Raw genomic sequence first — 24,854 nt, 5'->3', positions numbered from 1 at the left:
CATTACGCAGTGGGAACAAGAGGCTGATTTTACGGTGGGTGTCGCGGTGAGAAAAGGAAAACCTCGCGGCCGTTCGTCGACGCGGAGGAAGACCTCCCCCGCGTCTGCGTTCGTTCGTTACACCAGGATCTGAAACAGTAGCGCAAAGAGAATGATATTCGCCACCACAATTGCCCAGCCGTTATAGAGCATATATTTCAGATGCGTGGACTGCGCCAGCCCCATCTGGCCGAACATGTCCGATGAGGGAAACGGACCGAACCAGTCCACCTGAGAAGAGGCGAGCAGCACCGCGGTGGTCCCCTGCGGCGGCACGCCGGCGGCCATCAGCATCGGGCCAAAGATTTTATGGGTAAACGTCATTTGCGCCACCGCCGCACCGGGCACATGGCCGATAATATTGAACGCGAAGATGCTAAAGCACAGCCAGGCCGGGGAGATCCCCTCGAGCAGCGGTTGGGTATACTCCAGCAGCCCCTGATAGGCATGCAGACCATCCATCAGTTCAAGGATTGGGTTATACAGCCAGTAGAGGATAAACATCCACACCAGACGGCCGCAGCCGTGATACAGCGCCTGCAGGATCTGCGTCGGTCGCAGGCCGCCTACCAGCCCGGTCATCAGCGCCACCAGCAGCATCACGATAATCGCAAAGCTGAAGCCAGCTTTGATCACCACGCCAACGACCGCCATCACAATGATCGTCGCGGCGAAGGCCAGCGCGCTTAATTTACGCCGACGCTGCTGCGCGGCGCTGAGATCGTCTTTTGGCTTCTCCGAAAGATCGACGTCATAGCGCAGTTTGCCTTCAGTCATCTTCTGGATCCGCCCCGCCATTATCCAGCCGGCCAGCAGCGTCACCGCACTCATCGGCAGACCGACGTACAGCAGATAATCCGGATAGCTCAACCCGCCGAGGCTGAGGATTGTCACGGTGCTGGGGGTGAAGGGCCCGGTAAAGAGCCCAACGGAGCCGGCGGTCATCATCAGCGCGGCGACCGTCGGCGGCGTTAAGCGTACCGCTGCCGCCACCGGAATGATCACGGCCACGATAATGGCGTTACCACCGGCCATGGTGCCCAGCGAACCACAAATTAAAATCGATGACACCACAATGCCGAACTTAACCCGCGTCTGGCTCGACAGCCCAATACGATGAACCACGAATTTCACCAGCTCAACCGCTGCGCCGGTGCGGGTGGCCACTTCCCCCACGCCGGCGCCGAGCATAATGATAAGCCCTACGGTGGCGATAAATGACCCGGTGGATTTCGCCAGCATCGTGCCCATTTCCGGCAGGCCGGTCGAGGTCATTATCATGGCGATAATAATCGAGGAGATCACCGCCAGCACAATATCAACGCCGATCAGCGATAATATCGCTAGTGCCACCAGCGGCGTAAATCCCAGCAGGCCAAGCTCACTGCCCGGTCGACCGTGGCACCACAGCGCGATCAACACGAACAGCAGCAATAACAGACCAGTAATAACGTTTTTCCGCGTGATATTTCGTCTGACAGGCGCATTGCCTGTGAGCGTTGAGTCACTCATAACACTCCTTAATGCCAATCAATCCGACCGTAAGGGTCAGGAGGTGTATTGGTACCTGCTCAGAAAACATCCTCCCTCTTTTTCATTATTGGCCGCGAGCCTGAGGGGGCGTTTGGGTACAAAGGAATAGATTCTGAGAGCGTAATATTCCGCCATTAGGCGGGGTCTACAGCACAATATGTAACCGGAGCGCTGATTGGAGATTAAATTTATGTTAACTTTGTGTTAGTGGATAATGACTTTTTATCGGTAGGCTATAACCCTGAGTTAACTGTTCATGAAACTGCGTCATCTGGAAATCTTTCACGCCGTAATGACCTGCGGCTCGCTGTCACGGGCGGCGGAAGCGCTCAATATCTCTCAGCCAGCGGCCAGCAAAGCGCTAAAAAGCGCCGAGATGAAACTGGGTTTTACCCTCTTTCAGCGGGTGCGCGGCAAGCTGCTGCCGACCAGCGAGGCGATCACACTTTTCGAAAAAGCGCAGAGCATTTATCAGGACCTCGATAACCTGCGCCTGTTGGCCGACAATCTGGCCCGCGATCCGCGCGCCAAAATCACCTTAGGCTGCCTGCCGAGCCTGGGGTTAAGCCTGGTGCCAGAGCTGGTGACCGACTTTTATCAGCAAAACAGCAACCTGGTGATGACGCTCACCACCGAGCACACCGAGACGCTGGTCAGGAAACTGGATTTGCGCGAGATAGATTTGGCGCTGACGCTGCAGCCGGTGCAGCAGGGAGAGATCCTGACCACCCTGATTGCCGAAGTACCGCTGGTGTACATCGACCGTCATTATCGTCAGGGGGCGGTGGACATCGGCCAGATCGACCAGCAGCGCTGGATCTCGCCAGGGCCGCACTCGCTCTCTGCCGCCATCGCCACCCGTCGCGACTTTTCCACCACCCGGCTTAACGTCCAGACCTACTATATGGCCACCGAGTTCGTGAAGCGCGGCATGGGCTGCAGCATCACTGATATTTTTTCCGCCCAGCACAACCTGGATCCCGAGATGATCCACCCCATTACGCCGCCGATTGCCATCAACCTCTGCCTGCTGCGCCGGGCCGATGTTTCGCTGAGCCCGATGGCGCAAAAGTTCGTCGATTTTCTCTGCCAGCGTCTGCGCCAGCAACTCAAGGAGATTAACCTGCGGTTATACCCTGACCATAAAAAGTCAATTGCGCCGCTGGGGTAAATGCTTTGACATAACCCGATAAATTGATTAGCGGTGGATATATCGGGTTATGAACAAACGCATTGTCATTATCGGCGGCGGCGTGGTCGGTCTGGCCACAGCCTGGGAACTGATTAAGCGCGGCCATCAGGTGCAATTACTGGAGCGCAATGCTGAACCGGGCAGTGCCACCAGTTTTGCTAACGGCGGACAATTAAGTTATCGCTACGTTGCCCCCCTTGCCGATAGCGGCGTTCCCCTGCAGGGGATTAAATGGATGGGCAAAGCCGATTCGCCGCTGAATATGCGTCTTAAGATGTCTTTCCAGCAGTGGCGCTGGCTGCTGCAGTTCCTGCGTGCCTGTAATAGCCAGACCAATAAAATGAACGGCGATCATATTTTGCGCCTGTCGTTGCTCAGCCGTCAGGTCATGCAGTCGTGGCTGGATGAGGATAATCTTGCCGATTTTCACTGGCGGCGCAGCGGTAAATTAATTATCCATCGCCGCGAATATGATTTTAATAAAGCGGCAAAAGGGATAGATCCTCAGTATCAACAAGCGCTGAATGCTGACGCCTGTCTGCAGCTGGAGCCGGCACTCAGACATATCAGCCCTTCGCTGCAGGGCGGAATTTATTCGCCGGGCGATGAAACGGCAGATTGCCATCAGTTCTGCCTTGCCCTGCTCGACAAGCTCAATGCCAGCAACGACTTTAGCCTGCTGACCCACTGTGAGGTGCAGCGGCTCAATAAGCGCGGCGGACGCATCAGCGCCCTGGAGACCAACCGGGGAACCATCACCGGCGATGATTATGTCGTTGCCGCCGGTAACGGCAGTGGTCCTCTGCTTGGGCATCTGGGCGTTCGCGTGCCGCTGTGCGCCCTGAAGGGGTACAGCCTGACCCTGCCCTATCCTGAAAAAGCAGGTATTGCCCCTGACATCAGCGTCACCGACTACGGGCACAAAATCGTTTATGCCCGCCTTGGCCAACAACTGCGCATCGCGGCGATGGTGGACATCGGCTACGACGGCGACCAACTGCGCGAGAGCCGCATTCAGGCGCTGAAAAACATCGTCGCCCGTAGCTTTCCCGAACTCGAAGGGCTGGACAAGGCCGAAGCCTGGACCGGCATGCGCCCGTCAACACCAGCAGGCCCGCCGATGCTGGGTCGCGCCGGATACCCCAATCTGTGGATGAACCTGGGCCAGGGTAGTCTCGGCTTTACCCTCGCCGCCGGCAGCGCGGTGGTGCTGGGCGCGTTAATCGACAATCAGGCACCCACTATTTCTTTAGAAGGTCTCACATGGAAACAAACCGCATGACCATTATTCGCAATAATCCACAACCTCGCCTTTCCGCCAGCGTTGCGTATGGCAATCTGTTGTTCCTCTCCGGGCAGACGCCAAAAAGCAGCGAAGACGATATCGTTTTACAAACCCGTGAAGTGCTGGAGAAGATCGACGCCCTGCTGGCGGCTGCCGGGAGCGATAAGCGGCAAATTCTCTCCGCGCAGATCTGGCTGAAAGATATCGAACGTGATTTTGTCGCATTCAATGACGTGTGGGTACAGTGGATGCCGGAAGGCCAGAGCCCGGCGCGAGCAGCAGTACAGGCGGAGATGGCGCGACCGGATATCCTGGTGGAGATCATGCTCACCGCCGTCAAAGCGTAAGGACGTGTAGAAAAGAAAAAGGCCGCAATGCGGCCTTTTTAATTAGTTCAGATTATTTGTCTTTCGGCGACGCGTTTTCGACACGGCTTTTCAGCTTCTGACCGGGTCTGAAGGTCACCACGCGCCGGGCTGTAATGGGAATATCCTCCCCCGTCTTCGGGTTACGTCCCGGGCGTTGGTTTTTATCCCGCAAATCGAAGTTGCCGAACCCGGAGAGTTTGACCTGTTCTCCGTTTTCCAGAGCACGACGGATCTCTTCGAAAAACAACTCGACCAGTTCTTTGGCATCCCGCTTGCTAAGCCCAAGCTTATCAAACAGATATTCTGACATTTCAGCTTTTGTAAGCGCCATAGGTTCAATCCCTCAATGATGCCTGGAATCGCTCTTTTAATGCCTCTACACATCTGGCAACGGTAGCGGCAATCTCCTCTTCTTCGAGTGTACGGCTGGTATCCTGCAGGATCAGGCTAATCGCAAGGCTCTTATACCCTTCCGCCACACCTTTACCACGGTACACGTCAAATAAGTTTACGCCAACTACCTGATTTACGCCAACTTTCTTACATTCGGCTAAAACATCGGCAGCAGCCACGTTTTCCGCGACCAGTACCGCGATGTCGCGACGGTTCGCCGGGAAGCGGGAAATATCGCGCGCCTGAGGCACCACGCGGTCTGCGAGCTTGTTCCACTCCAGTTCGAACACCAGAGTGCGACCGTTCAGATCCAGTTTACGTTCCAGTTCCGGATGAACAACCCCAATGAAACCAATGCGTTCACCTTTAAGATAAATCGCTGCGGATTGACCTGGATGCAGCGCGGCGATCGCTTCGCCACGGAACTCGATGTCGGCCAATTTACCGGTTAAATCCAGTACGGATTCCAGATCGCCCTTCAGATCATAGAAATCGACCGTCTCTTTCGCCAGCGTCCAGTGCTCTTCGTAGCGGTTACCGCAGATCGCCCCGGCCAGCATCACATCCTGACGAATGCCCAGCGGTGCCTGAGTATCCGGCACGAAGCGCAGGCCACTCTCAAAGATGCGCACGCGGCTCTGCTGACGGTTCTGGTTGTAGACCACGGTACCCAGCAGGCCGGTCCACAGCGACAGACGCATCGCCGACATTTCGCTGGAGATCGGGCTTGGCAGGATCAGCGCCTCTTCCCCGGCGTGGATCAGCTGCTGGATTTTCGGGTCAACAAAGCTGTAGGTGATCACTTCCTGATAGCCTTTGTCGTTCAGCAGCGTTTTTACGCGCTTCAGCGACAGGTCGGCTTCACGATGGGTACCCATGATCAGACCCGCCTGTACTGGCGCATCAGGAATGTTGTTGTAGCCATAAACGCGAGCCACTTCTTCGACCAGATCTTCTTCGATCTCCATGTCGAAACGCCAGCTCGGGGCGACTGCCTGCCATTCGTCCTGACCCACCGTCACTTCGCAGCCGAGGCGCTGCAGAATGTCGGTGACCTGCGCGTCATCGATATGGTGGCCAATCAGGCGATCCAGTTTGCTACGACGCAGGGTAATGGTGGCGCGTTTTGGCAAGGTCTCTTCGTTTGTCACGTCGATCACCGGGCCAGCTTCACCGCCGCAGAGGTCGATCAGCAGACGCGTGGCACGCTCCAGCGCTTTATACTGCAGCGCCGGATCGACGCCGCGCTCATAGCGATGAGAGGCATCGGTGTGCAGGCCATGACGGCGCGCGCGGCCGGTAATGGACAGCGGGCTGAAGAACGCGCATTCCAGCAGCACGTTCTGGGTTTCGTCGTTAACGCCGGAGTGTTCCCCGCCGAAGATCCCGCCCATCGCCAGCGCTTTGTTATGGTCAGCAATAACCAGGGTGTCACTGTCGAGCTTCGCTTCAGAACCATCGAGCAGCACCAGGGTTTCACCCTCTTTCGCCATGCGCACCACGATCCCGCCTTCGATACGGTCGCGGTCAAAGGCGTGCATCGGCTGGCCCAGCTCAAGCAGGACATAGTTAGTCACGTCAACCACCGCGTCGATGGAGCGGATCCCGCAGCGGCGCAGCTTCTCTTTCATCCACAGTGGGGTCGGCGCTTTGACGTTGATGCCTTTCACCACGCGGCCCAGATAGCGCGGGCACGCCTGCGGCGCGTCAACCTGAATCGGCAGCACGTCGTCAATGGTCGCGGCAACCGGCGTGATTTCCGGCGCGTTCAGCGGCGCTTTGTTCAGCACAGCGACATCGCGCGCCACACCGATGATACCCAGGCAGTCGGCACGGTTTGGCGTGACGCTGATTTCGATAGTGTTATCGTCAAGCTTGAGGTATTCACGAATATCAGTGCCGATCGGCGCATCCGCCGGCAGTTCGATGATACCGCTATGGTCGTCGGAAATACCCAGCTCGGAGAAAGAGCACAGCATCCCTTCTGACGGTTCGCCGCGCAGCTTCGCCGCTTTAATTTTAAAATCGCCTGGCAGCACGGCGCCGATGGTCGCCACGGCGACTTTCAGCCCCTGACGGCAGTTTGGCGCGCCGCAGACGATGTCCAGCAGGCGTTCACCGCCCACGTTGACTTTGGTGACGCGCAGTTTGTCAGCATTTGGATGCTGGCCGCACTCCACCACTTCACCGACCACTACGCCGTTGAAGCTGCCGGCAACCGGCTCAACGCCGTCGACTTCGAGGCCCGCCATGGTGATCTGATCGGAAAGCGCTTCGCTGTCGATCGCCGGGTTAACCCACTCGCGTAACCACAGTTCACTGAATTTCATTGTTCTGTCCTGCCCTTATTTAAACTGTTTGAGGAAACGCAGATCGTTTTCGAAGAACGCGCGCAGATCGGTCACGCCATAACGCAGCATGGTCAGACGCTCCATCCCCATACCGAAGGCGAAGCCGGAGTAAACTTCCGGATCGATACCGACGTTACGCAGCACGTTCGGGTGTACCATCCCGCAGCCGAGCACTTCCAGCCATTTGCCGTTTTTACCCATCACGTCAACTTCTGCGGACGGCTCGGTGAACGGGAAGTAGGACGGACGGAAGCGCACCTGCAGGTCTTCTTCAAAGAAGTTGTTCAGGAAGTCGTGCAGCGTCCCTTTCAGGTTGGTGAAGCTGATGTTTTTATCAACAATCAGACCTTCCATCTGGTGGAACATCGGGGTATGGGTCTGGTCGTAGTCGTTACGATAGACGCGGCCCGGCGCGATAATACGGATAGGCGGCTGCTGGTTTTCCATGGTGCGGATCTGCACGCCGGAGGTCTGCGTACGCAGCAGGCGAGTGGCATCGAACCAGAAAGTGTCGTGGTCAGCGCGCGCCGGATGATGACCCGGAATATTCAGCGCATCGAAGTTGTGGTAATCATCTTCGATTTCCGGGCCAGTCGCCACGGTAAAGCCGAGCTCACCGAAGAAACTTTCAATACGGTCGATGGTGCGAGTGACCGGATGCAGGCCGCCATTTTCAATGCGGCGTCCCGGCAGCGAGACGTCAATGGTCTCTGCGGCCAGACGCGCATTCAGCGCTGCGCCTTCCAGATCAGCTTTGCGCGCGTTCAGCGCCTGCTGCACCTGCTCTTTCGCTTCGTTGATGACCGCGCCGGCTGCCGGACGCTCTTCCGGCGGTAACTCGCGCAGGGTGGTCATTTGCAGGGTCAGATGCCCTTTTTTACCCAGGTATTCCACGCGGACGTTGTCCAGCGCAGCAACATCTGATGCCTCGTTAATGGCTGCCTTGGCACTGGCAACCAGCTCTGCGAGATGTGACATGGTTTTCCTCATTATGTCGGTGCAGACACCGGTTATAGTGAAATTAATATCCCGAATCCATATACGAAAAAAGCCTCCACAGGGGAGGCTTTCTGGCGCTGTTTTCCGTTTCTTCTTTCACGCGCTAGCCTCCTGAGTTCAGGTGCTAAAGTAAAAAAAGAAGCGGAAAATAGCAGCATTCATGCTTGCATTACCTTGTCTGGTAAGAAACGTCAGACCTGTATTGAAAAGCCTGCGCCAATAAAAGTCAATGTATTGATGGTGTTGAAACGAAAAGAGGGAGACAAGCTCCCTCTTTCAACTGGCTTATGCCAGAGCTGCTTTCGCTTTTTCGACCAGAGCGGTGAACGCTACTTTGTCGAATACGGCGATGTCAGCCAGGATCTTACGGTCGATTTCAACAGAGGCTTTTTTCAGGCCATTGATGAATTTGCTGTAAGAAATACCGTTCTGACGTGCTGCTGCGTTGATACGTGCAATCCACAGTTGACGGAACTGACGTTTACGTTGACGACGGTCACGGTAAGCGTACTGACCAGCTTTGATAACAGCCTGGAAGGCAACGCGGTATACGCGAGAACGCGCACCGTAGTAGCCTTTAGCTTGTTTCAAAATTTTCTTGTGACGTGCACGTGCAATTACACCACGTTTTACGCGAGCCATGTGTGCTCTCCTGTATCTATTCTAAGTTAAAAAAGTTAAACGTTAACGACTTATGCGTACGGCAGGCACGCGATAACCAGGCCCAGATCGCCTTTGGAAACCATGGCTTTCGGACGCAGGTGACGTTTACGCTTGGTAGCTTTTTTAGTCAGAATGTGACGCAGGTTAGCGTGCTTATGCTTAAAACCACCTTTACCGGTTTTTTTGAAGCGCTTAGCAGCACCGCGTACGGTCTTAATTTTTGGCATCTTAATAACTTCCACTTCGCATTGTTAATAAACGAAACATAGGCGAACAACATCAGTGAAGCCCTAAGGCTCCACTGACATCGCTACTTGAAGGCCTTACTGTTTCTTCTTAGGAGCGAGCACCATGATCATCTGGCGGCCTTCGATCTTCGTAGGGAAGGATTCGACTACTGCCAGTTCACTCAGATCGTCACGGACGCGCGTAAGCACTTCCATACCGATCTGCTGGTGGGCCATCTCACGACCGCGGAAACGCAGTGTGATCTTAGCCTTATCGCCATCTTCGAGAAAGCGAACCAGGCTGCGGAGTTTTACCTGGTAATCACCATCATCGGTCCCAGGACGGAATTTAATTTCCTTAACCTGGATAACTTTTTGCTTTTTCTTCTGTTCCTTAGAAGACTTACTCTTTTCATAAAGGAACTTGCCGTAGTCCATGATACGACAAACTGGCGGTTCGGCGTTAGGGCTGATTTCAACTAAATCTACTCCGGCCTCTTCAGCCTTTTCGAGAGCTTCTCTCAGACTCACAATACCCAAAGCTTCGCCTTCCAGACCTGTCAAGCGAACTTCCAGGGCGCGAATCTCGCCATTGATACGATTCGGACGTGCCGTTTGAACTCGTTTTCCGCCTTTAATACCTTATTCCTCCAGTTGTTGAAGACTGCGGCTGCGAATCTCTTGTTGCAGCTTCTCAATCACTTCACTTACGTCCATGCTGCCGAGGTCTTTCCCGCGACGGGTGCGCACGGCCACTTTGCCGGCTTCGACTTCTTTGTCGCCACAGACCAACATATACGGGACACGACGTAAAGTGTGCTCGCGGATTTTAAAGCCAATCTTCTCATTTCTCAAGTCTGCTTTTACACGAATGCCCGCATTTTGTAGTTTACGCGTCAATTCGTTAACGTATTCAGCCTGAGAATCGGTAATATTCATGACCACTACCTGCACTGGTGCAATCCAGGTTGGGAAGAAGCCAGCGAACTCTTCGGTCAGGATGCCAATGAAGCGCTCCAGGGAACCGAGAATCGCACGGTGAATCATGACCGGTACCTGACGCTCGTTATTTTCGCCCACATAAGAGGCGCTTAAACGCTGCGGCAGAGAGAAGTCCAGCTGTACCGTTCCGCACTGCCATGCGCGATCGAGGCAGTCATACAGGGTAAATTCAATTTTCGGGCCGTAGAACGCCCCTTCTCCCAGTTGATACTCAAATGGGATGTTATTTTCTTCCAGCGCCACCGCCAGATCCGCTTCCGCGCGATCCCAGGTCTCATCGCTACCGATACGTTTTTCCGGGCGAGTTGACAGTTTGACGACGATCTTCTCGAAGCCAAAGGTGCTGTACATATCGTAGACCATACGAATACAGGCGTTCACTTCATCGCGAACCTGATCTTCAGTACAGAAGATATGCGCATCATCCTGGGTAAAGCCGCGAACGCGCATCAGACCGTGCAGCGCGCCAGACGGTTCGTTACGGTGGCAGCTACCGAATTCCGCCATACGCAGCGGCAGATCGCGGTAGGATTTCAATCCCTGGTTGAAGATCTGCACGTGACCCGGGCAGTTCATCGGCTTGATGCAGTATTCACGGTTCTCGGAAGAGGTGGTGAACATCGCATCTTTGTAGTTGTCCCAGTGGCCGGTTTTTTCCCACAGCACACGGTCCATCATGAACGGACCTTTGACTTCCTGATACTGGTACTCTTTCAGTTTAGAACGAACAAAGGTTTCCAGTTCACGGAAGATAGTCCAGCCGTCGTTGTGCCAGAACACCATCCCCGGCGCCTCTTCCTGCATATGATACAGGTCAAGCTGCTTGCCAATTTTACGGTGGTCACGCTTGGCGGCTTCTTCAAGACGCTGCAGATAGGCATTCAGCGCTTTTTTATCTGCCCACGCGGTACCGTAGATACGCTGCAACATTTTATTGTTGCTGTCGCCGCGCCAGTAGGCACCGGCGGTTTTCATCAGCTTGAAGTGATGACAGAAGCGCATATTCGGTACGTGCGGGCCGCGGCACATATCGATATATTCTTCATGATGATACAGACCCGGCTTATCATCATGAGCAATGTTTTCGTCAAGAATAGAAACTTTATAGGTTTCGCCGCGCTTCACGAAGGTTTCACGCGCTTCGTGCCAGCTGACTTTCTTCTTGATGACATCGTAGTTTTTCTCGGCGAGCTCATGCATACGTTTTTCGAGCGCGTCGATATCTTCCTGAGTCAGGGTGTGGTCGAGGTCTACGTCATAGTAGAAGCCATTATCAACAACCGGACCGATAGCCATTTTGGTGTTGGGCCACAGCTGTTTAATGGCATGGCCTAACAGGTGCGCACAGGAGTGACGAATGATCTCCAGCCCTTCTTCATCTTTCGCAGTGATAATAGAGAGAGTGGAATCGGTTTCGATCGGGTCGCAGGCGTCTACCAGTTCACCGTTTACCCGCCCGGCAATGGTGGCTTTCGCCAGGCCTGGACCGATATCCAGCGCAACATCCATGGGGCTAACAGCGTGGTCAAAATGGCGTTGACTGCCATCAGGAAGCGTAATTACAGGCATTTTATGTCCTTATTTGCAGTGGTGCCCCACACGAAAGAGCACATACAAAACTATATAATCATAATTATCATCAGGTTAAGGCGCAGTTCCCGCTTCACTCTGCGAAAATAGGAGGACGACCGGATAGACCGTTCCCGCCTGCCACCGCCTGCTGATAACACCGGGGAGTAGTTTACACATCATTGGTACGTGATTAAAGCCGCAAGCGTATAAATGATGGCGGAATGTGGAGAAAACAAGAGAGATTGAGATAAAAAGACGAATATCCTGCTACTGCAGGCGAGAATAATCCCCGGCAAAGCCGGATAATATTATTCGGACGTGATAGTAGAGACGCAATGATATTGCATACTTAATCTTTAACACAGCGCGTTAAACCGGTACCGCTCCACCCGGCTTAATTGACGTATGACGAAATAAAGGTCTGGTATATTATGACCACTCGCCGGCCACCAGCGTATGCACATTAAAGGCATCGCTCATGGATTGTCCGGTAGTTCGGGAACCGGGGGCGATATTCGAGCCAGCCTCAACGTCAGTCGCTTTGGCGATGCCAACCTGAGTATGGTCCTGGTTGCCTGATGGCGGAACGGGCGTGGCAGCGGATGCGCCAAAAGAAAGCACGCACAGCGCCAGGGCTGCGATGGTAAATGAAGTGTTTTTCATGATATTCATTCTCTTATTACGGAAGACAGACCGCGCGATTTCTCCGCCCGGACAGTGCATATCATTATAGATCCAGATCACATATTTGTCCGTCGAATATTTAGCTTTTCGTGTCAAATAGAATGAATATTTGTCAACAAACCGGGAATAATGGAGAAAAGATGGAGGGCTATTTCTTTTTATAAAAACTAAAACGAAAGGCCAGAAAAAATAATGGCACTCATTGCTAAATTTAAAACGAACAGGCCGGGGAAACCCGGCCTGAAAATATTACATTTTATACCCAAGGGACAGCGACGTCCGGCGATCGGTATGCTCCGGCGCAGAGGAAGGCGGTGCCGAGTTCCAGGTCACGTTGTAGGCGACCTTCAGCGCGAAATGGGCGTTAATCGCCACGTTTAACGCGCTCTCAGAGTTGACGGTGGTGTCCTCAGCGCCAAACACCGAGACCCCTTGCGTAAATTTGGCGTTATCGGTCATCTGCCAGGCCCAGGTGCCGGAGGCGTAACCCAGCGGCTGAGTATCGGTTTCTCCATCGGTAAACTCGTCATAGCGAACGCCAGGACCGAATTCAAACCGCAGGCTGTGCACCGGACCGTTGAGGATCTGACGACCATAACCCGCCGTCAGGACATCACGCTGCTGATAGCCATTATAGCGGTCGGTCAGCCAGCTGCCCTGACCAAAGATATAGTTCATATCGGTCAGGTTGTAGCGGCTACGCCCACCGACTGCATATTTTTCTGAGGATCGCTCATCGTTGGAAGAGGTGTTGCTGGCATTCCCCCACAGCGACCAGGCGGTGGTATTACCATACCAGGTCAAGGTGGAATCTGCCGTCATCGAGGAGTTTTTGGTGTTGCCGGACTGCGCCAGGTAGCCTGCGTTAACCACACCTTCGAAAGGTTTTTTAGCAGCGGAAGGGTCATCCATGACGGTAAATACAGAATCATCGGCCATTGCGCCAACAGACGCAAAAAGCCCCCCCGCCAGCATAACCGCTGCGGGTACTGTCTTTAAAAGCTTCATTATAACTCTCTAAAATACATTTTTTAGGACAGTACAAATGATGAACAGACACAACCTGCCCGCTCATTGAATTTAGCGTCCGTACAACATAAAAGAGACCTGAGGGTCCCGGAAACTTTCGCGAGGATCGCGGTGTGCAGGTCCTAAGAAAGGTAGCAAATTATAAAAAAGCACGAATAACATAGCAATCACTTACTCTTTCGTTTTTTGAATAAGACAGCTCCGGAAACAATCTTTATTTCATAATGAAAATACAGGCTTCTTTGCAAATCTCTCAGGAACATCACTTTCCCTCCCGGAGCCATCGTGCCATGCTTAAATAAAGCACAGTCGCCGTATTAAGGAGGAGAAGGAATGACCAAAATTTATACGTTAACGCTGGCCCCCTCGCTGGATAGCGCCACGCAGACCCCACAGATTTATCCCGAAGGTAAACTCCGCTGCAGCGCGCCAGTATTTGAGCCCGGCGGCGGCGGGATCAACGTTGCCCGTGCCGTGACCTTTCTTGGCGGCAAAGCCACCGCCATTTTCCCGGTTGGCGGCGCCACCGGCGAGCACTTAGCAGCCCTGCTGGCCGATGAGCAGGTGCCGGTCGAGACCGTCGAAACCCGCGACTGGACGCGGCAAAACCTGCACGTTCACGTGGCCGCCAGCGGCGAACAATATCGTTTTGTCATGCCCGGCGCAGCGCTGACGGATGATGAGTTCCGTCGGCTGGAAGAGAAAGTCCTGACTATCGAACCCGGCTCACTGCTGGTGGTAAGCGGCAGCCTGCCGCCAGGTATCAGCGTCGAAAACCTGATGCAACTGGTGAAAAATGCGCAACAGCAGGGACTGCGCTGCATTATCGACAGCTCCGGCGACGCGCTGGCTGCGGCGCTGGACGTCGGCAATATTGAGCTGGTGAAGCCGAACCAGAAAGAGCTCAGCGCCCTCGTACAGCGCGATCTGAGCCAACCCGATGACGTACGCCTTGCCGCCCAGTCGTTGATCCAGTCCGGTAAAGTACGCCGGGTGGTGGTTTCGCTCGGGCCGCAGGGGGCGTTAGGCGTTGACGCCAGCGGCAGCGTTCAGGTGGTGCCGCCGCCGATGAAAAGCCAGAGCACCGTCGGCGCCGGCGACAGCATGGTGGGCGCCATGACCCTGCGTCTGGCGGAAAACGCCGGGCTGGAAGATATGGTTCGCTTTGGCGTCGCTGCCGGTAGCGCCGCGACAATCAATCAGGGCACCCGTCTCTGCTCGCAGGCCAATACGCAAAAAATCTACGATTATCTCTGCGGTCGCTGATCTTCCCTGCCCCTCCGCGCTGGCGGAGGGAGCCACGATATTGGCTGGATGGTCTATGCTGGAAAGGCTATGGATAACAATGGGGTGTAGAGATGAGCAATGAGATAACCGCCTGGGTCGTCAGCGTCACCTTTCACGAACAGGCGCTGACGGAGATCAACGAGGTCAGCAACCACTTTACCCGCGCCGGGTTCGTACTGACGCTCAATGATGAAGACGGCAATCCCCATGAGCTGGGGACGAACACCTTTGGCCTGCTCAGCGCCCAGGATGCTGATGAAGTTAAGGCCCTCAGCGCAGGGCTGGCGGAATCAGCTCTGGGCCGCCCGGCAGAGATTACGGTCAGCACATTCGCCGAGTGGTTAAAAGCTCAATAAGTGCGTTTAACGCAACGGAAAGCGTCAGTTGTGCGTCAGTTCCAGGTTTACCCGGTAGCAGTGCGCTAACCTTATGATATGGTGGAAAACATGGGGAGAGACAGCATGTGGCAAGCAATCAGTACACTTTTACGCGATTGGCATTCCGAAAACGCTGAAATCGAACTGAAAACCGAGCTGCCCGGTGGGGAAATCCATTCGGCCTGGCATTTACGCTTCGGCGGGAAAGATTACTTCGTGAAATGCGACGAACGTGAGCTTCTGCCCATCTTCACCGCCGAGGCCGATCAGCTGGAACTGCTGTCGCGAAGCAAAACCGTTCGCGTGCCGCAGGTCTATGCGGTCGGCAGCGACCGTGACTACAGTTTTGTGGTCATGGAATACCTCCCTCCCCGTCCGCTGGATGCGCATAATGCCTTCCTGCTCGGCCAGCAGTTAGCGCATCTGCATCAGTGGAGCGATCAGCCGCAGTTTGGTCTGGATTTCGACAACGATCTTTCCACCACGCCGCAGCCCAACGCCTGGCAGCGTCGCTGGTCGGTGTTCTTTGCCGAGCAGCGTATCGGCTGGCAACTGGAGCTGGCGGCGGAGAAAGGGCTGCACTTTGGCGATATCGATACCTTAGTCGATGTGGTTCAGCAGCGGCTGGCCAACCATCAGCCGCAACCTTCACTGCTCCATGGTGACCTGTGGTCCGGTAACTGCGCCTTAGGACCAGATGGCCCCTATATCTTCGATCCGGCCTGCTACTGGGGCGATCGCGAGTGCGATTTAGCCATGCTGCCGATGCACCCGGAACAACCGCCGCAGATCTATGACGGCTACCAGTCCGTTTCACCGCTGCCAGCAGGTTTTCTCGATCGCCAGCCCATCTATCAGCTGTACACCCTGCTGAACCGGGCGATTTTGTTTGGTGGCCAGCACCTGGTGACGGTCCAGCAGGCGCTGGACGATGTATTGACGGAAAAAACGCGTTAGACAAGACTCACGGCGGACCAGGGGGTCCGCCGCAACGCATTATCAGTTGATCTCGACCCCACTCAGACGGAATTTGATAGTCATCGTCACGCCGGTTCCCGGTCTTGCCTGCTCGTAACGCCATCTGCGCATCGCGCTTTTCACTTCGCGCTCAAACATATTGGCCGGCTGGGCAGAGAGGATCTGTAGGTTGTCGATTCGGCCATCTGGCGTCACGTCAAACTTCACCCGTACCGTCCCTTCGATGCGCAGCGCCTGGGCGCGGGCCGGATAGGTCGGCTGGACACGGCTGATCGCCCGCGGGCCGCTCGGGGCAGTAACGGTGGGTTTGGCGGCCGCGGTCGAGGTGCTTGGCGCGGTGCGCGCTGGCGTCGTGTTGTTGTTTTCAAACGGCGAGGCCGGACGCGGCTCTGCTGCCGGCTTCACGTCCCGCTTCGGCTGCTCAACCTTTTTCTCCGGCTTGGGTTTCGGTTTGGGTTTAGGCTTCGGCTTCGGTTCCGGTTTATGGATCACCACCGGCGCCTCTTTCGGCGGTTCAGGCACCACCTCGGGTTCCGGCTCAGGATCAGGTTCGACAACGGGTTCCACGACTGGCTGTGCCGCCGGGGGCGGCTCAAGATCGGCCGGCGCGACCATCGTAATCTCAATCGGCTGCGTCGGAGAAGGCTGTTCAATAACCTGATGTACCGAGGTATAAAGCAGCCCCGCCACAACGGCACCGTGGATAGCCACGGACAGCAGCGTTGGCCACGGGAAGCGGCGAGGTAAATCAAGGGTCATTGCGCTCATAGTCGTTTCTGTTGAAAAATGATGCTCCGATTTTAAATGCAAATAGCAATCATATTCAATAAGGCGTCTTAACCTGAGTCAATTTTTGCCACCATTTGCAGAAAAAAGCCGCGTCGGCAGCGCATTCGACACCGGTATGCATCTTTGCATTGCAGTCCAAGGCGGTTTAACTTAACGTAATTCGCCTGATTATTGATAAGGAGCTTTGCCGTGCTTTACGTTATCTACGCTGAAGATATCGCCGATTCTCTGGAAAAGCGGCTCTCGGTTCGCCCTGCGCATCTCGCGCGTCTGCAACTCTTACACGATGAAGGCCGGCTGCTTACCGCCGGGCCAATGCCGGCCGTTGACAGCAACGAACCGGGCGCAGCAGGGTTCAGCGGCTCAACGGTGATTGCCGAGTTTGAGTCGCTGGAAGCGGCGCAGTCCTGGGCCAATGATGATCCGTATATTGCGGCTGGCGTCTACCGCCAGGTCTCTGTTAAGCCTTATAAGAAAGTGTTTTGATAAATATTCCCTGCTATTTTTCTGGTTAGCCATAAAAAAGACACCAGGCCATCAGATTAAAGGGCGCATTTTGGTACACAACATTAAAATGCCGCCCTTTTCCATCACGCGAAAAGTTTGGCTGTTCTCTCACTGACATGTCCTGTACAGGGTCAGATCCCCTCTCCTGCCTCAACATCGTCGCCTAACACAACGCCACACCATCCATGCATTAATATCAAAAGCCCCCGCTGTCCGGCGGGGGCCTCTGATCGTTATCGCTGATCCAATTATCTGTTACTTATCGAGCGCATAGGCAATCACGTAGTCACCGCGATCCGGCGACTGGCGGGCTCCACCGGCGGAAATCAAAATGTATTGTTTGCCGGTCTTCGGCGAAACATAGCTGATGGGTCCCCCCTGGCTTCCTACCGGAAGACGGGCTTTCCAGACTTCTTCACCCGTAGATGAATCGAAGGCGCGCAGGTAGTAGTCCTGGGTTCCGGCAATGAACACCAGGCCGCCCTGAGTTGCCAGGGTTCCACCCAGCGTCGGCATACCGATCGGCATCTGAGCACGCATTTTTATGCCAAACGGACCGGTATCCTGGACGGTACCGACCGGCACCTGCCAGACGATTTTCTGTGTTTTCAGGTCAATCGCGGACAGCGTACCAAACGGCGGTTTCTGACATGGGATCCCCAGCGGCGACATGAAACGGTTTTTGTTGACCGAGTACGGTGTTCCTTTCATCGGGACCGCCCCCATCCCGGCGTTCACCGCTTCACCACCGGTGTTAGCCACCGCGCTTTGTGGATCCTGCTTAATCAGCTGCACCCACAGACCCAGACGCATATCATTGACGAAGATATAGTGGTTGTTCGGATCGGTAGACAGGCTGCCCCAGTTCATTCCTCCCAAAGAGCCCGGGAAGCTGAGGGAAACATCGGTCCCCGGCATGGTGTACAGCCCGTCATAACGCATCGATTTGAAGCTGATACGACAGACCAGCTGATCAAACGGCGTTGCCCCCCACATATCAGATTCTTTCAGGGTTTCCGCCCCAATCTGCGGCATCCCAACAGAGCGCGGCTGCGTCGCCGGATATTGTTCATTTGGGATATCAGCCGGTTTCACCGGGACCTCTTTCACTTCGGTAAGCGGTTGACCCGTCAGGCGATCAAGTACATAGATTTGACCCGCTTTGGTCCCCACCACCACGGCGGGTTTGTTGCCCTCTTTGGTCGGGAAATCGACCAGGCTTGGCTGCATCGGGACATCGAAGTCCCACAGATCGTTACGCACGGTCTTGTATACCCACTTCTCTTTCCCGGTGGTCGCATCCAGCGCCAGGATTGAAGTGGCGTATTTGTGATCGCCCTGAATACGGTCCGCGCCCCACAGGTCAACAGAGGAGCTCCCCATCGGAATAAAGAGGGTATTCATCGACGCATCCCATGACATGGGCGCCCAGGAGTTAGCGGAACTGCGTTTGTAATGTTCCCCCGGTTGCAGAACATGATTGGGATCCGGATTACGCGGATCAAATGCCCAGCGCTGCTGGCCGGTAATCACGTCATAACCGCGCACCACGCCGCCAGGCATGTCAGTACTGACGTTATCCGCCACGCGGCCTCCAACCACCACCGTGGTGCCAGCCAGCGTCGGGGCTGAAGTCAACACATAGCTTGGATCTGCCGCAGCGCCCATCCCTTCCCGCAGATTCACGCTGCCGTTCGTCCCGAAGTCCGGGCAGAATTGGCCGTTATCTGCGTCTAAGGCGATCAATCTGTCATCAATCGTATTCATCAGGATGCGACGCTGGCATGCTGCACCTGGCGCGACCTGTGCCGGCAGAACCGGGGAGGAGCCTGCCACAGTGGGCTGCGTCAGTGGCTTCGTCGCATCAAAATACGCCAGGCCTCGGCAGCGCATCCAGATGGCGGATTTCGCATTAATTTCCGCTCTCCAGATCTCTTTTCCACTATCGGCATCGACGGCGATCACATTGTTATGCGGGGTACAGAGGAAAACACGATCGCCTACCTGCAGCGGTGTTTGCTGATCTTCTGCGCCATTGCCATCCGGGCTTAACGGGGTGTCGCCAGTATGGAAGGTCCAGACGGGTTTCAGGTTTTTTACATTGTCACGCGTGATCTGGTCCAACGCCACAAAGCGGCTACCGCCGGCAGTATTGCCGTAGTGGTCCCAGTTTTGCTGTTTAGCGTCTTCTTTTACCGGCACCAGCGGTAATTTCTCGCCGCTGAACGCCACTGTGGGATGGGGCTGAAACATCTGAACAAAGGTGACGCCCATGGCGATAACCAGAACAACGCAGACCCCCCATACCCCTTTGGTGCTGTAAGGCTTTCCTTCATGCTTACGTAGCGCAGGCCAGGTGGCCGCCGCCAGCAGCATCAACCCGGCGGGTACCATCAAACGGGAAACGAGCGGCCAGAAGTCGAAGCCGGCATCAAACAGTGCCCAAATCAGGGTACCCACGAATACCAGAGCAAACAGCCACACCGCGGACGACCTGCGGCGGAAAAACTGAATCGCGGCGAGCAGGGTAATAACCCCGGCAATAAGGAAATACCAGCTTCCCCCCAGGGAAACCAGTTTATAACCGCCGATGACAAAGAACAGGCCTGTCGCAAGCAGTATCACGCCGACCAGCAGGCACCACAGGCCTAACCAGCCGGATGAGCGGGGATTCGTATCTGACATAATAACTCTCCTGATAACACCATGAAATAAAACTATTTCTTATTTAACTATCGATGTTTTCCCCGCAGTAAGCCAAACGGCATAAATGAAGCATAATGCCGGGATAGAAAATGGCGATAAAGCATCGATGTCGGGAATTATATTTAATTGTTAATAAATTGTGTAAGTCCGTTATGTAAGATCTTGTATTTTATTTATTTATTGATTGTTTTTTGCTCGACACTATTGTGATAAAGCTAAAAAAACGCCAGGAAGAATTAAAAGGGAATGACTACAAAAAATAAATAACACAGAATAATATATCGACATTTATTCGTTTCACATCGACATTAGATTGGATAAATGCCTAATTTATGGTTATTGCTCTTTTTTACATTGACTGGATAAGCATGTTGATGCGGGTAATTTCTCCCTGCCGATATTAAGCCATGGAATAAACGGGGATTAATGTCCGGTTTTCGCAAGGTACTGAACCGGTCTTAAACAACCTTCCTGCATTCAGGCTCGCGGTGATTTCTCTCCCCAGGGAAAATAGCCCCGCAATGATATAACCACACACAATATCCTGACATGGCCCAATAAAAATCTCACCGTCAGGTTAAAATTGCCGATGATCATTTTTTAACTTCTATTAATTGCCTTGCGTAAAGTTCACGCTGCGTTACGGTAGGGTTATTCGTGCTTGATTAAAAATTTTGAAAGGGAATAACAAATGTTTTCAATAAGACTTCCCTGTTTTTAAGCTACCCTTTGTGTACTTGCTCATTTTGAGGACTTTTTTGTGAACGTTCTGAAAAAAACAGTATTTCTTTCTCTGCTTGCCTTATATATCCCTGTATCACAAGCTGCGGCGACGGAATATAACCTGGATCCGCAGCACACGTCGGTGGTGATTGCCTGGAATCATTTCGGTTTCTCTAACCCTACCGCCTATATCTCTGATGTTTCAGGGAAATTATCTTTTGACAAAGAAAATCCTGAAAAATCTTCTGTTAGCGTTACTCTGCCGGTAAAAACCATTGACACGCATGTCAAAGCGTTAACCGATGAATTTTTAGGCAAAGAATACTTTGATGTCAAAACGTTTCCCGAGGCCACTTTCCGGAGTACCAAAGTGGAAAGCAAGGGCGACAATAAATATGATGTCGAAGGTAACCTGACCATTAAAGGCATCACCAAACCGGTAGTTCTGCATGCAACCCTCAATAAGCAGGACATGCATCCAATGGTGAAAAAAGAGGCGATTGGATTTGATGCAACAGGGGTAATCAAACGTTCAGACTTCAAGCTTGATAAGTATGTGCCCGCGGTAAGTGATAACGTGACCATCACTTTATCCACTGAAGCCTATGCAAAATAAAGTAATGCACGCGTAATAGCGTGCATTTTATTCAGGCGCGTTATCCAAACAACCGTTCTGAAAGGCAAACAAACAGGCGCAGATTATTTAAGACCAGGAGCGGCACGCTTAGCCTCATGCGCCATGATCTGACTGCGCCTGTTTCATCGTTCTTCTCAACTTACTTCAGGCTGCATCTGCTGGCCAGTGTGGGCATGCATTCGACAGCGCCGCTCCTGTCTGGGTAACAATAAATACTGCATGGCAATTAATTCCTGTGGCGGCAGGAATAGGTTCTGCCTGAAACAAACCGCCCGGAATAACGTGACATACCTATTTTAATGAGACGTGAAAGCAAGCCAGGCGCAAACTGTCGTTGCACCGCAGTCGAGCAAAATAATGATGTCAAGATGGCAATGATAACGATAATACAGCGCAGGGCTGAGAAAACGACAACGGCACCGCGTACGGTGCCGTTAGCCTGCTCGCTTAACAGTCGGGGAAAATAAACAGCAGAGCATGACGCTGCCGTTTCACCAGTCCCTTCCTGATAGCAAGGATCCGCATATTGCGGCGCGATTGGGCTTCCAGCCAGCGCGCTTTACGGCGATTCACCTGTCTCAGCATGCGCCAGCGCCCTACTTCCGTTCTACTACGCTTCATTGCAACGACTCTACGAGTGAAAACAGCCTCCATTATAAACCTCTGCCAGCAACTGACTACCGCTTTCGCTGCGTTTTTATTTGCCAGAAAAATACTGATGCGTAAACTCATCACATAACGTCATTCAAAAGGATTTTACATCTATGACAACCTTTTACACGGTGGTGAACTGGCTGGTCATTCTGGGGTACTGGCTGTTGATCGCCGGTGTAACATTACGAATTCTAATGAAACGCCGCGCTGTCCCGTCCGCCATGGCATGGTTGCTGATCATTTATATCCTGCCGCTGGTGGGGATTATCGCCTATCTCTCCTTTGGCGAACTGCATCTCGGCAAACGCCGGGCGGAACGCGCCAGGGCGATGTGGCCCTCGACGGCCAAGTGGTTAAACGACCTCAAAGCCTGCAAACATATCTTCGCGGAAGATAACAGCCCGGTGGCAGAATCCCTGTTCAAGCTGTGTGAACGGCGTCAGGGCATTGGTGGCGTAAAAGGCAACCAGCTGCAGCTGCTGACAGAATCTGACGACGTGATGCAGGCTCTGATCCGCGATATTCAACTGGCCCGCCACAATATCGAGATGGTCTTTTATATCTGGCAGCCAGGCGGTATGGCCGACAGCGTCGCCGAATCGCTGATGGCCGCCGCGCGTCGTGGGGTTCACTGTCGGCTAATGCTCGATTCTGCGGGCAGCGTGGCCTTTTTCCGCAGCCCATGGGCGGCGATGATGCGTAACGCCGGTATTGAAGTCGTCGAGGCCCTCAAAGTTAACCTGATGCGTGTGTTCCTGCGCCGGATGGATTTGCGTCAACATCGCAAGATGGTGATGATCGATAACTATATTGCCTATACCGGCAGCATGAATATGGTCGATCCGCGCTACTTTAAGCAGGACTCGGGGGTCGGCCAGTGGATTGACCTGATGGCGCGGATGGAAGGCCCGGTGGCGACCTCGATGGGCATCGTCTACTCCTGCGACTGGGAAATCGAAACCGGAAAGCGCATTCTGCCGCCGCCACCGGACGTCAATATCATGCCGTTCGAAGAGGCCAGCGGGCATACCATCCACACAATCGCCTCCGGCCCGGGCTTTCCGGAAGATCTGATCCATCAGGCGCTCCTCACCGCCGCCTACGCGGCGAAAGAGCATCTGATCATGACGACACCTTACTTCGTGCCCAGCGACGACCTGCTGCACGCAATCTGTACCGCCGCCCAGCGCGGTGTCGACGTGAGTATTATTTTACCGCGCAAGAACGATTCACTGCTGGTGGGCTGGGCCAGCCGGGCCTTTTTCACCGAGCTGCTGGCGGCCGGGGTCAAAATTTATCAGTTTGAAGGCGGATTGTTGCATACCAAGAGCGTGCTGGTGGATGGCGAACTGAGCCTGGTGGGGACGGTGAATCTGGATATGCGCAGCCTGTGGCTCAATTTTGAGATTACGCTGGTCATTGATGACGCCGGTTTTGGCAGCGATCTGGCGGCGGTCCAGGATGACTATATCTCGCGTTCGCGCCTGCTTGACGCCCGTCGTTGGCTAAAACGACCGCTCTGGCAGCGGATCGTCGAGCGACTGTTTTACTTCTTCAGCCCGTTGCTGTAAAACGTGCCCATCAGATACCGAATGAGTAGCAATCATGGATATGGATTTAAACAACCGCCTGACCGAAGACGAAACGCTTGAGCAGGCTTACGATATCTTCCTCGAGCTGGCGGCCGACAACCTCGACCCGGCGGACATCATTCTGTTTAACCTGCAGTTTGAAGAGCGCGGGGGCGCCGAACTGTTCGACCCGTCCGCAGACTGGGAAGAGCATGTGGATTACGATCTGAATCCAGATTTCTTCGCCGAAGTGGTGATTGGCCTGGCGGATACCGATGGCGGGGAAATTAATGACATTTTCGCCCGTGTTCTGCTGTGCCGCGAAAAAGATCATAAGCTGTGTCATATTTTGTGGCGTGAATAACGCTCACTATCCAGTGAAAAGCCTGCCGCGGTTCACCCGGCAGGCTTTTTTTATGCTGGCAGCTTATTTCGGCAACGCATGGCCGCAGGCGTGACAAAAACGGGCGTTATCGTCATGGTCGCCCTGCTGACACTGCGGACACAGGCGACGCTGACGCCGACGGTTCAGGGCGCTGGTCATATGGGTAGTGATAAGCCCGGTCGGTATCGCAATAATGGAGTAGCCGATCAGGATGAGGATCGACGCCAGAATGCGGCCCAGTGGGGTATGCGGGGTGATATCGCCATAGCCGACGGTGGTGATGGTCACGATGGCCCAATAGACCGAGGCGTTGAGCGTCGTAAAGCCGTACTCCGGCCCCTCGATCAAATACATTAGCGAACCGAAAATCACCATCACAATGGCGATAAACGAATAGAACAGAATCAGCTGGTGACGCGCACTGACGATTGCTCGCCAGAACACGTTGAGCGAAGGCATAAAGCGCAACAGTTTGAGAATACGCAGCGCGCGGATCGCTCGCATTGCTCGCCAGGCAAAGACATAATTCAGGCTAATCTCCGGCCACAGCCACATCACATAGAGCGGCAAAATCGTCGCCAGGTCAATCAGTCCCCAAAAGCTAAAAATATAGTGGAGCGGATTGGGCCAGGTGGCGATACGCAGCAGGTACTCCACGGTAAAAACCGCGGTCACCAGCAGCTCCAGCCAGACGAAAACATGCCATTCATCTAATGTCAGATGATATTGCGTGCCCAGCCCCGACTCGATAAAAATCACCAGCACGCTGAGCAAGGCGAAAAGTCCGCACAGCCCTTCGAAGCGGCGGCCGGAACGTCGGTTCTGATCGAAAAGTAAATGATAAAGCCGCAGACGAGCGGCAGAAAGCATACCCACTTCGTTAACCTCGCAAAAAAAAGGGCT

Annotated in this window: 25 protein-coding genes and 1 other annotated feature; of the genes, 10 read left to right on the top strand and 15 right to left on the bottom strand. The window is 54.1% G+C overall.

Features of this window, described 5'->3' with window-relative positions; translation table 11 throughout:
• Nucleotides 1–117: 117 nt before the first annotated feature.
• Nucleotides 118–1,551 (bottom strand): gluconate:proton symporter, encoded by a 1,434-nt coding sequence (locus tag N438_RS00465; RefSeq protein WP_008804440.1) that lies wholly within the window; start codon nt 1,549–1,551, stop codon nt 118–120.
• Between the two features lie 277 nt (nt 1,552–1,828).
• On the opposite strand from N438_RS00465, the gene N438_RS00460 reads away from it, so the two are divergent.
• Genes N438_RS00460 through N438_RS00450 form a run of 3 tightly spaced genes read left to right on the top strand, consistent with a single transcriptional unit; the run spans nt 1,829 to nt 4,396 of the window.
• Nucleotides 1,829–2,743: a LysR family transcriptional regulator gene (locus N438_RS00460; RefSeq protein WP_116696010.1), complete on the top strand. Its 915-nt coding sequence runs from the start codon at nt 1,829–1,831 to the stop codon at nt 2,741–2,743.
• Nucleotides 2,744–2,792: 49 nt separating this feature from the next.
• A complete protein-coding gene (locus N438_RS00455; protein WP_116696009.1) occupies nt 2,793–4,046 on the top strand; it encodes a D-amino acid dehydrogenase in 1,254 nt (417 codons plus the stop codon).
• Nucleotides 4,043–4,396: a RidA family protein gene (locus tag N438_RS00450; RefSeq protein ID WP_008804437.1), complete on the top strand. Its 354-nt coding sequence runs from the start codon at nt 4,043–4,045 to the stop codon at nt 4,394–4,396. The genes N438_RS00455 and N438_RS00450 overlap by 4 nt, the downstream gene beginning before the upstream one ends.
• A gap of 52 nt (nt 4,397–4,448) precedes the next feature.
• Here N438_RS00450 and ihfA read toward each other — a convergent pair whose 3' ends face one another.
• From ihfA to N438_RS00405, 10 genes are all read right to left on the bottom strand, one after another.
• The gene (gene ihfA, locus N438_RS00445) at nt 4,449–4,748 is read right to left on the bottom strand and encodes an integration host factor subunit alpha (protein ID WP_002909098.1); all 300 of its coding nucleotides are present in this window, start codon (nt 4,746–4,748) and stop codon (nt 4,449–4,451) included.
• A gap of 4 nt (nt 4,749–4,752) precedes the next feature.
• On the bottom strand, nt 4,753–7,140 hold the full coding sequence (pheT, locus tag N438_RS00440) for a phenylalanine--tRNA ligase subunit beta (RefSeq protein ID WP_012967834.1): 2,388 nt from the start codon (nt 7,138–7,140) through the stop codon (nt 4,753–4,755).
• A gap of 15 nt (nt 7,141–7,155) precedes the next feature.
• On the bottom strand, nt 7,156–8,139 hold the full coding sequence (gene pheS, locus N438_RS00435; protein ID WP_008804435.1) for a phenylalanine--tRNA ligase subunit alpha: 984 nt from the start codon (nt 8,137–8,139) through the stop codon (nt 7,156–7,158).
• A gap of 63 nt (nt 8,140–8,202) precedes the next feature.
• Nucleotides 8,203–8,327 (bottom strand) — a sequence feature (Phe leader region).
• On the bottom strand, nt 8,278–8,322 hold the full coding sequence (gene pheM, locus N438_RS27665; protein WP_001386830.1) for a pheST operon leader peptide PheM: 45 nt from the start codon (nt 8,320–8,322) through the stop codon (nt 8,278–8,280). (Overlaps the previous feature by 45 nt.)
• Before the next feature lie 118 nt (nt 8,328–8,445).
• On the bottom strand, nt 8,446–8,802 hold the full coding sequence (rplT, locus tag N438_RS00430; RefSeq protein WP_000124850.1) for a 50S ribosomal protein L20: 357 nt from the start codon (nt 8,800–8,802) through the stop codon (nt 8,446–8,448).
• A gap of 50 nt (nt 8,803–8,852) precedes the next feature.
• Nucleotides 8,853–9,050: a 50S ribosomal protein L35 gene (gene rpmI / locus N438_RS00425; RefSeq protein WP_001124225.1), complete on the bottom strand. Its 198-nt coding sequence runs from the start codon at nt 9,048–9,050 to the stop codon at nt 8,853–8,855.
• A gap of 96 nt (nt 9,051–9,146) precedes the next feature.
• Nucleotides 9,147–9,689 (bottom strand): translation initiation factor IF-3, encoded by a 543-nt coding sequence (gene infC / locus N438_RS00420; protein ID WP_012967832.1) that lies wholly within the window; start codon nt 9,687–9,689, stop codon nt 9,147–9,149.
• Between the two features lie 3 nt (nt 9,690–9,692).
• Nucleotides 9,693–11,621 (bottom strand): threonine--tRNA ligase, encoded by a 1,929-nt coding sequence (thrS, locus tag N438_RS00415; protein ID WP_008804433.1) that lies wholly within the window; start codon nt 11,619–11,621, stop codon nt 9,693–9,695.
• 432 nt (nt 11,622–12,053) lie between these two features.
• Nucleotides 12,054–12,287 (bottom strand): hypothetical protein, encoded by a 234-nt coding sequence (locus tag N438_RS00410; protein WP_012541368.1) that lies wholly within the window; start codon nt 12,285–12,287, stop codon nt 12,054–12,056.
• A gap of 270 nt (nt 12,288–12,557) precedes the next feature.
• Entirely contained in the window at nt 12,558–13,316 is a 759-nt protein-coding gene (locus N438_RS00405) for a YdiY family protein (protein ID WP_008804431.1), read from the bottom strand.
• Between the two features lie 354 nt (nt 13,317–13,670).
• Here N438_RS00405 and pfkB point away from each other — a divergent pair, with 354 nt between their 5' ends.
• The 3 genes from pfkB to N438_RS00390 all read left to right on the top strand — a co-directional run bounded on the left by pfkB (nt 13,671) and on the right by N438_RS00390 (nt 15,958).
• The gene (gene pfkB / locus N438_RS00400) at nt 13,671–14,603 is read left to right on the top strand and encodes a 6-phosphofructokinase II (RefSeq protein WP_008804430.1); all 933 of its coding nucleotides are present in this window, start codon (nt 13,671–13,673) and stop codon (nt 14,601–14,603) included.
• Nucleotides 14,604–14,695: 92 nt separating this feature from the next.
• Nucleotides 14,696–14,980 (top strand): type V toxin-antitoxin system endoribonuclease antitoxin GhoS, encoded by a 285-nt coding sequence (gene ghoS, locus N438_RS00395; protein WP_008804429.1) that lies wholly within the window; start codon nt 14,696–14,698, stop codon nt 14,978–14,980.
• Nucleotides 14,981–15,085: 105 nt separating this feature from the next.
• Nucleotides 15,086–15,958, top strand: a complete 873-nt coding sequence (locus tag N438_RS00390; RefSeq protein ID WP_012541366.1) for a fructosamine kinase family protein — start codon at nt 15,086–15,088, stop codon at nt 15,956–15,958.
• Nucleotides 15,959–16,000: 42 nt separating this feature from the next.
• Here the strand turns inward: N438_RS00390 and tonB are convergent, their stop codons facing one another.
• Nucleotides 16,001–16,747, bottom strand: coding sequence for a TonB system transport protein TonB (tonB, locus tag N438_RS00385; RefSeq protein WP_022065331.1), 747 nt, complete (start codon nt 16,745–16,747; stop codon nt 16,001–16,003).
• A gap of 210 nt (nt 16,748–16,957) precedes the next feature.
• Between tonB and N438_RS00380 the strand changes: the two genes are divergently transcribed.
• Complete coding sequence (locus N438_RS00380) at nt 16,958–17,254, top strand: YciI family protein (protein ID WP_008804420.1); 297 nt, start codon at nt 16,958–16,960, stop codon at nt 17,252–17,254.
• Between the two features lie 276 nt (nt 17,255–17,530).
• On the opposite strand, the gene N438_RS00375 is transcribed toward N438_RS00380, so the two are convergent.
• Nucleotides 17,531–19,960, bottom strand: a complete 2,430-nt coding sequence (locus N438_RS00375) for a glucose/quinate/shikimate family membrane-bound PQQ-dependent dehydrogenase (RefSeq protein ID WP_116696008.1) — start codon at nt 19,958–19,960, stop codon at nt 17,531–17,533.
• Nucleotides 19,961–20,741: 781 nt separating this feature from the next.
• On the opposite strand from N438_RS00375, the gene N438_RS00370 reads away from it, so the two are divergent.
• Nucleotides 20,742–21,320, top strand: a complete 579-nt coding sequence (locus N438_RS00370; RefSeq protein ID WP_016161315.1) for a YceI family protein — start codon at nt 20,742–20,744, stop codon at nt 21,318–21,320.
• 468 nt (nt 21,321–21,788) lie between these two features.
• Here the strand turns inward: N438_RS00370 and N438_RS27430 are convergent, their stop codons facing one another.
• Nucleotides 21,789–21,962 carry a YciY family protein gene (locus N438_RS27430; RefSeq protein ID WP_023290120.1) on the bottom strand — a complete coding sequence of 58 codons (174 nt, stop codon included), beginning with the start codon at nt 21,960–21,962 and terminating at the stop codon, nt 21,789–21,791.
• A 143-nt stretch (nt 21,963–22,105) separates the two neighbouring features.
• Between N438_RS27430 and cls the strand changes: the two genes are divergently transcribed.
• On the top strand, nt 22,106–23,566 hold the full coding sequence (cls, locus tag N438_RS00360) for a cardiolipin synthase (RefSeq protein ID WP_008804416.1): 1,461 nt from the start codon (nt 22,106–22,108) through the stop codon (nt 23,564–23,566).
• A 34-nt stretch (nt 23,567–23,600) separates the two neighbouring features.
• On the top strand, nt 23,601–23,930 hold the full coding sequence (locus N438_RS00355; protein WP_002910079.1) for an HI1450 family dsDNA-mimic protein: 330 nt from the start codon (nt 23,601–23,603) through the stop codon (nt 23,928–23,930).
• A 63-nt stretch (nt 23,931–23,993) separates the two neighbouring features.
• Here N438_RS00355 and N438_RS00350 read toward each other — a convergent pair whose 3' ends face one another.
• Nucleotides 23,994–24,821 (bottom strand): ion transporter, encoded by an 828-nt coding sequence (locus N438_RS00350; RefSeq protein ID WP_032730668.1) that lies wholly within the window; start codon nt 24,819–24,821, stop codon nt 23,994–23,996.
• Nucleotides 24,822–24,854 lie beyond the last annotated feature (33 nt).

It is taken from the genome of Klebsiella sp. GL120222-02 (assembly GCF_003097195.1).
Classification (GTDB): Bacteria; Pseudomonadota; Gammaproteobacteria; order Enterobacterales; family Enterobacteriaceae; genus Klebsiella; species Klebsiella variicola.
Note: the sequence above shows the minus strand (reverse complement) of the source record. Positions and strands in the feature narration are given on the sequence as shown.

Bases quoted from the DNA above. Each gene is read 5' to 3' on its own strand.
- thrS (WP_008804433.1), bottom strand. From the start codon at position 11,621: ATGCCTGTAATTACGCTTCCTGATGGCAGTCAACGCCATTTTGACCAC.
- rpmI (WP_001124225.1), bottom strand. From the start codon at position 9,050: ATGCCAAAAATTAAGACCGTACGCGGTGCTGCTAAGCGCTTCAAAAAA.
- ghoS (WP_008804429.1), top strand. From the start codon at position 14,696: ATGAGCAATGAGATAACCGCCTGGGTCGTCAGCGTCACCTTTCACGAA.
- N438_RS00455 (WP_116696009.1), top strand. From the start codon at position 2,793: ATGAACAAACGCATTGTCATTATCGGCGGCGGCGTGGTCGGTCTGGCC.
- N438_RS27430 (WP_023290120.1), bottom strand. From the start codon at position 21,962: ATGAAGCGTAGTAGAACGGAAGTAGGGCGCTGGCGCATGCTGAGACAG.
- ihfA (WP_002909098.1), bottom strand. From the start codon at position 4,748: ATGGCGCTTACAAAAGCTGAAATGTCAGAATATCTGTTTGATAAGCTT.
- N438_RS00465 (WP_008804440.1), bottom strand. From the start codon at position 1,551: ATGAGTGACTCAACGCTCACAGGCAATGCGCCTGTCAGACGAAATATC.
- rplT (WP_000124850.1), bottom strand. From the start codon at position 8,802: ATGGCTCGCGTAAAACGTGGTGTAATTGCACGTGCACGTCACAAGAAA.
- tonB (WP_022065331.1), bottom strand. From the start codon at position 16,747: ATGAGCGCAATGACCCTTGATTTACCTCGCCGCTTCCCGTGGCCAACG.
- N438_RS00375 (WP_116696008.1), bottom strand. From the start codon at position 19,960: ATGTCAGATACGAATCCCCGCTCATCCGGCTGGTTAGGCCTGTGGTGC.
- N438_RS00410 (WP_012541368.1), bottom strand. From the start codon at position 12,287: ATGAAAAACACTTCATTTACCATCGCAGCCCTGGCGCTGTGCGTGCTT.
- pfkB (WP_008804430.1), top strand. From the start codon at position 13,671: ATGACCAAAATTTATACGTTAACGCTGGCCCCCTCGCTGGATAGCGCC.
- pheS (WP_008804435.1), bottom strand. From the start codon at position 8,139: ATGTCACATCTCGCAGAGCTGGTTGCCAGTGCCAAGGCAGCCATTAAC.
- N438_RS00350 (WP_032730668.1), bottom strand. From the start codon at position 24,821: ATGCTTTCTGCCGCTCGTCTGCGGCTTTATCATTTACTTTTCGATCAG.
- N438_RS00460 (WP_116696010.1), top strand. From the start codon at position 1,829: ATGAAACTGCGTCATCTGGAAATCTTTCACGCCGTAATGACCTGCGGC.
- N438_RS00405 (WP_008804431.1), bottom strand. From the start codon at position 13,316: ATGAAGCTTTTAAAGACAGTACCCGCAGCGGTTATGCTGGCGGGGGGG.
- N438_RS00450 (WP_008804437.1), top strand. From the start codon at position 4,043: ATGACCATTATTCGCAATAATCCACAACCTCGCCTTTCCGCCAGCGTT.
- cls (WP_008804416.1), top strand. From the start codon at position 22,106: ATGACAACCTTTTACACGGTGGTGAACTGGCTGGTCATTCTGGGGTAC.
- pheT (WP_012967834.1), bottom strand. From the start codon at position 7,140: ATGAAATTCAGTGAACTGTGGTTACGCGAGTGGGTTAACCCGGCGATC.
- N438_RS00390 (WP_012541366.1), top strand. From the start codon at position 15,086: ATGTGGCAAGCAATCAGTACACTTTTACGCGATTGGCATTCCGAAAAC.
- N438_RS00355 (WP_002910079.1), top strand. From the start codon at position 23,601: ATGGATATGGATTTAAACAACCGCCTGACCGAAGACGAAACGCTTGAG.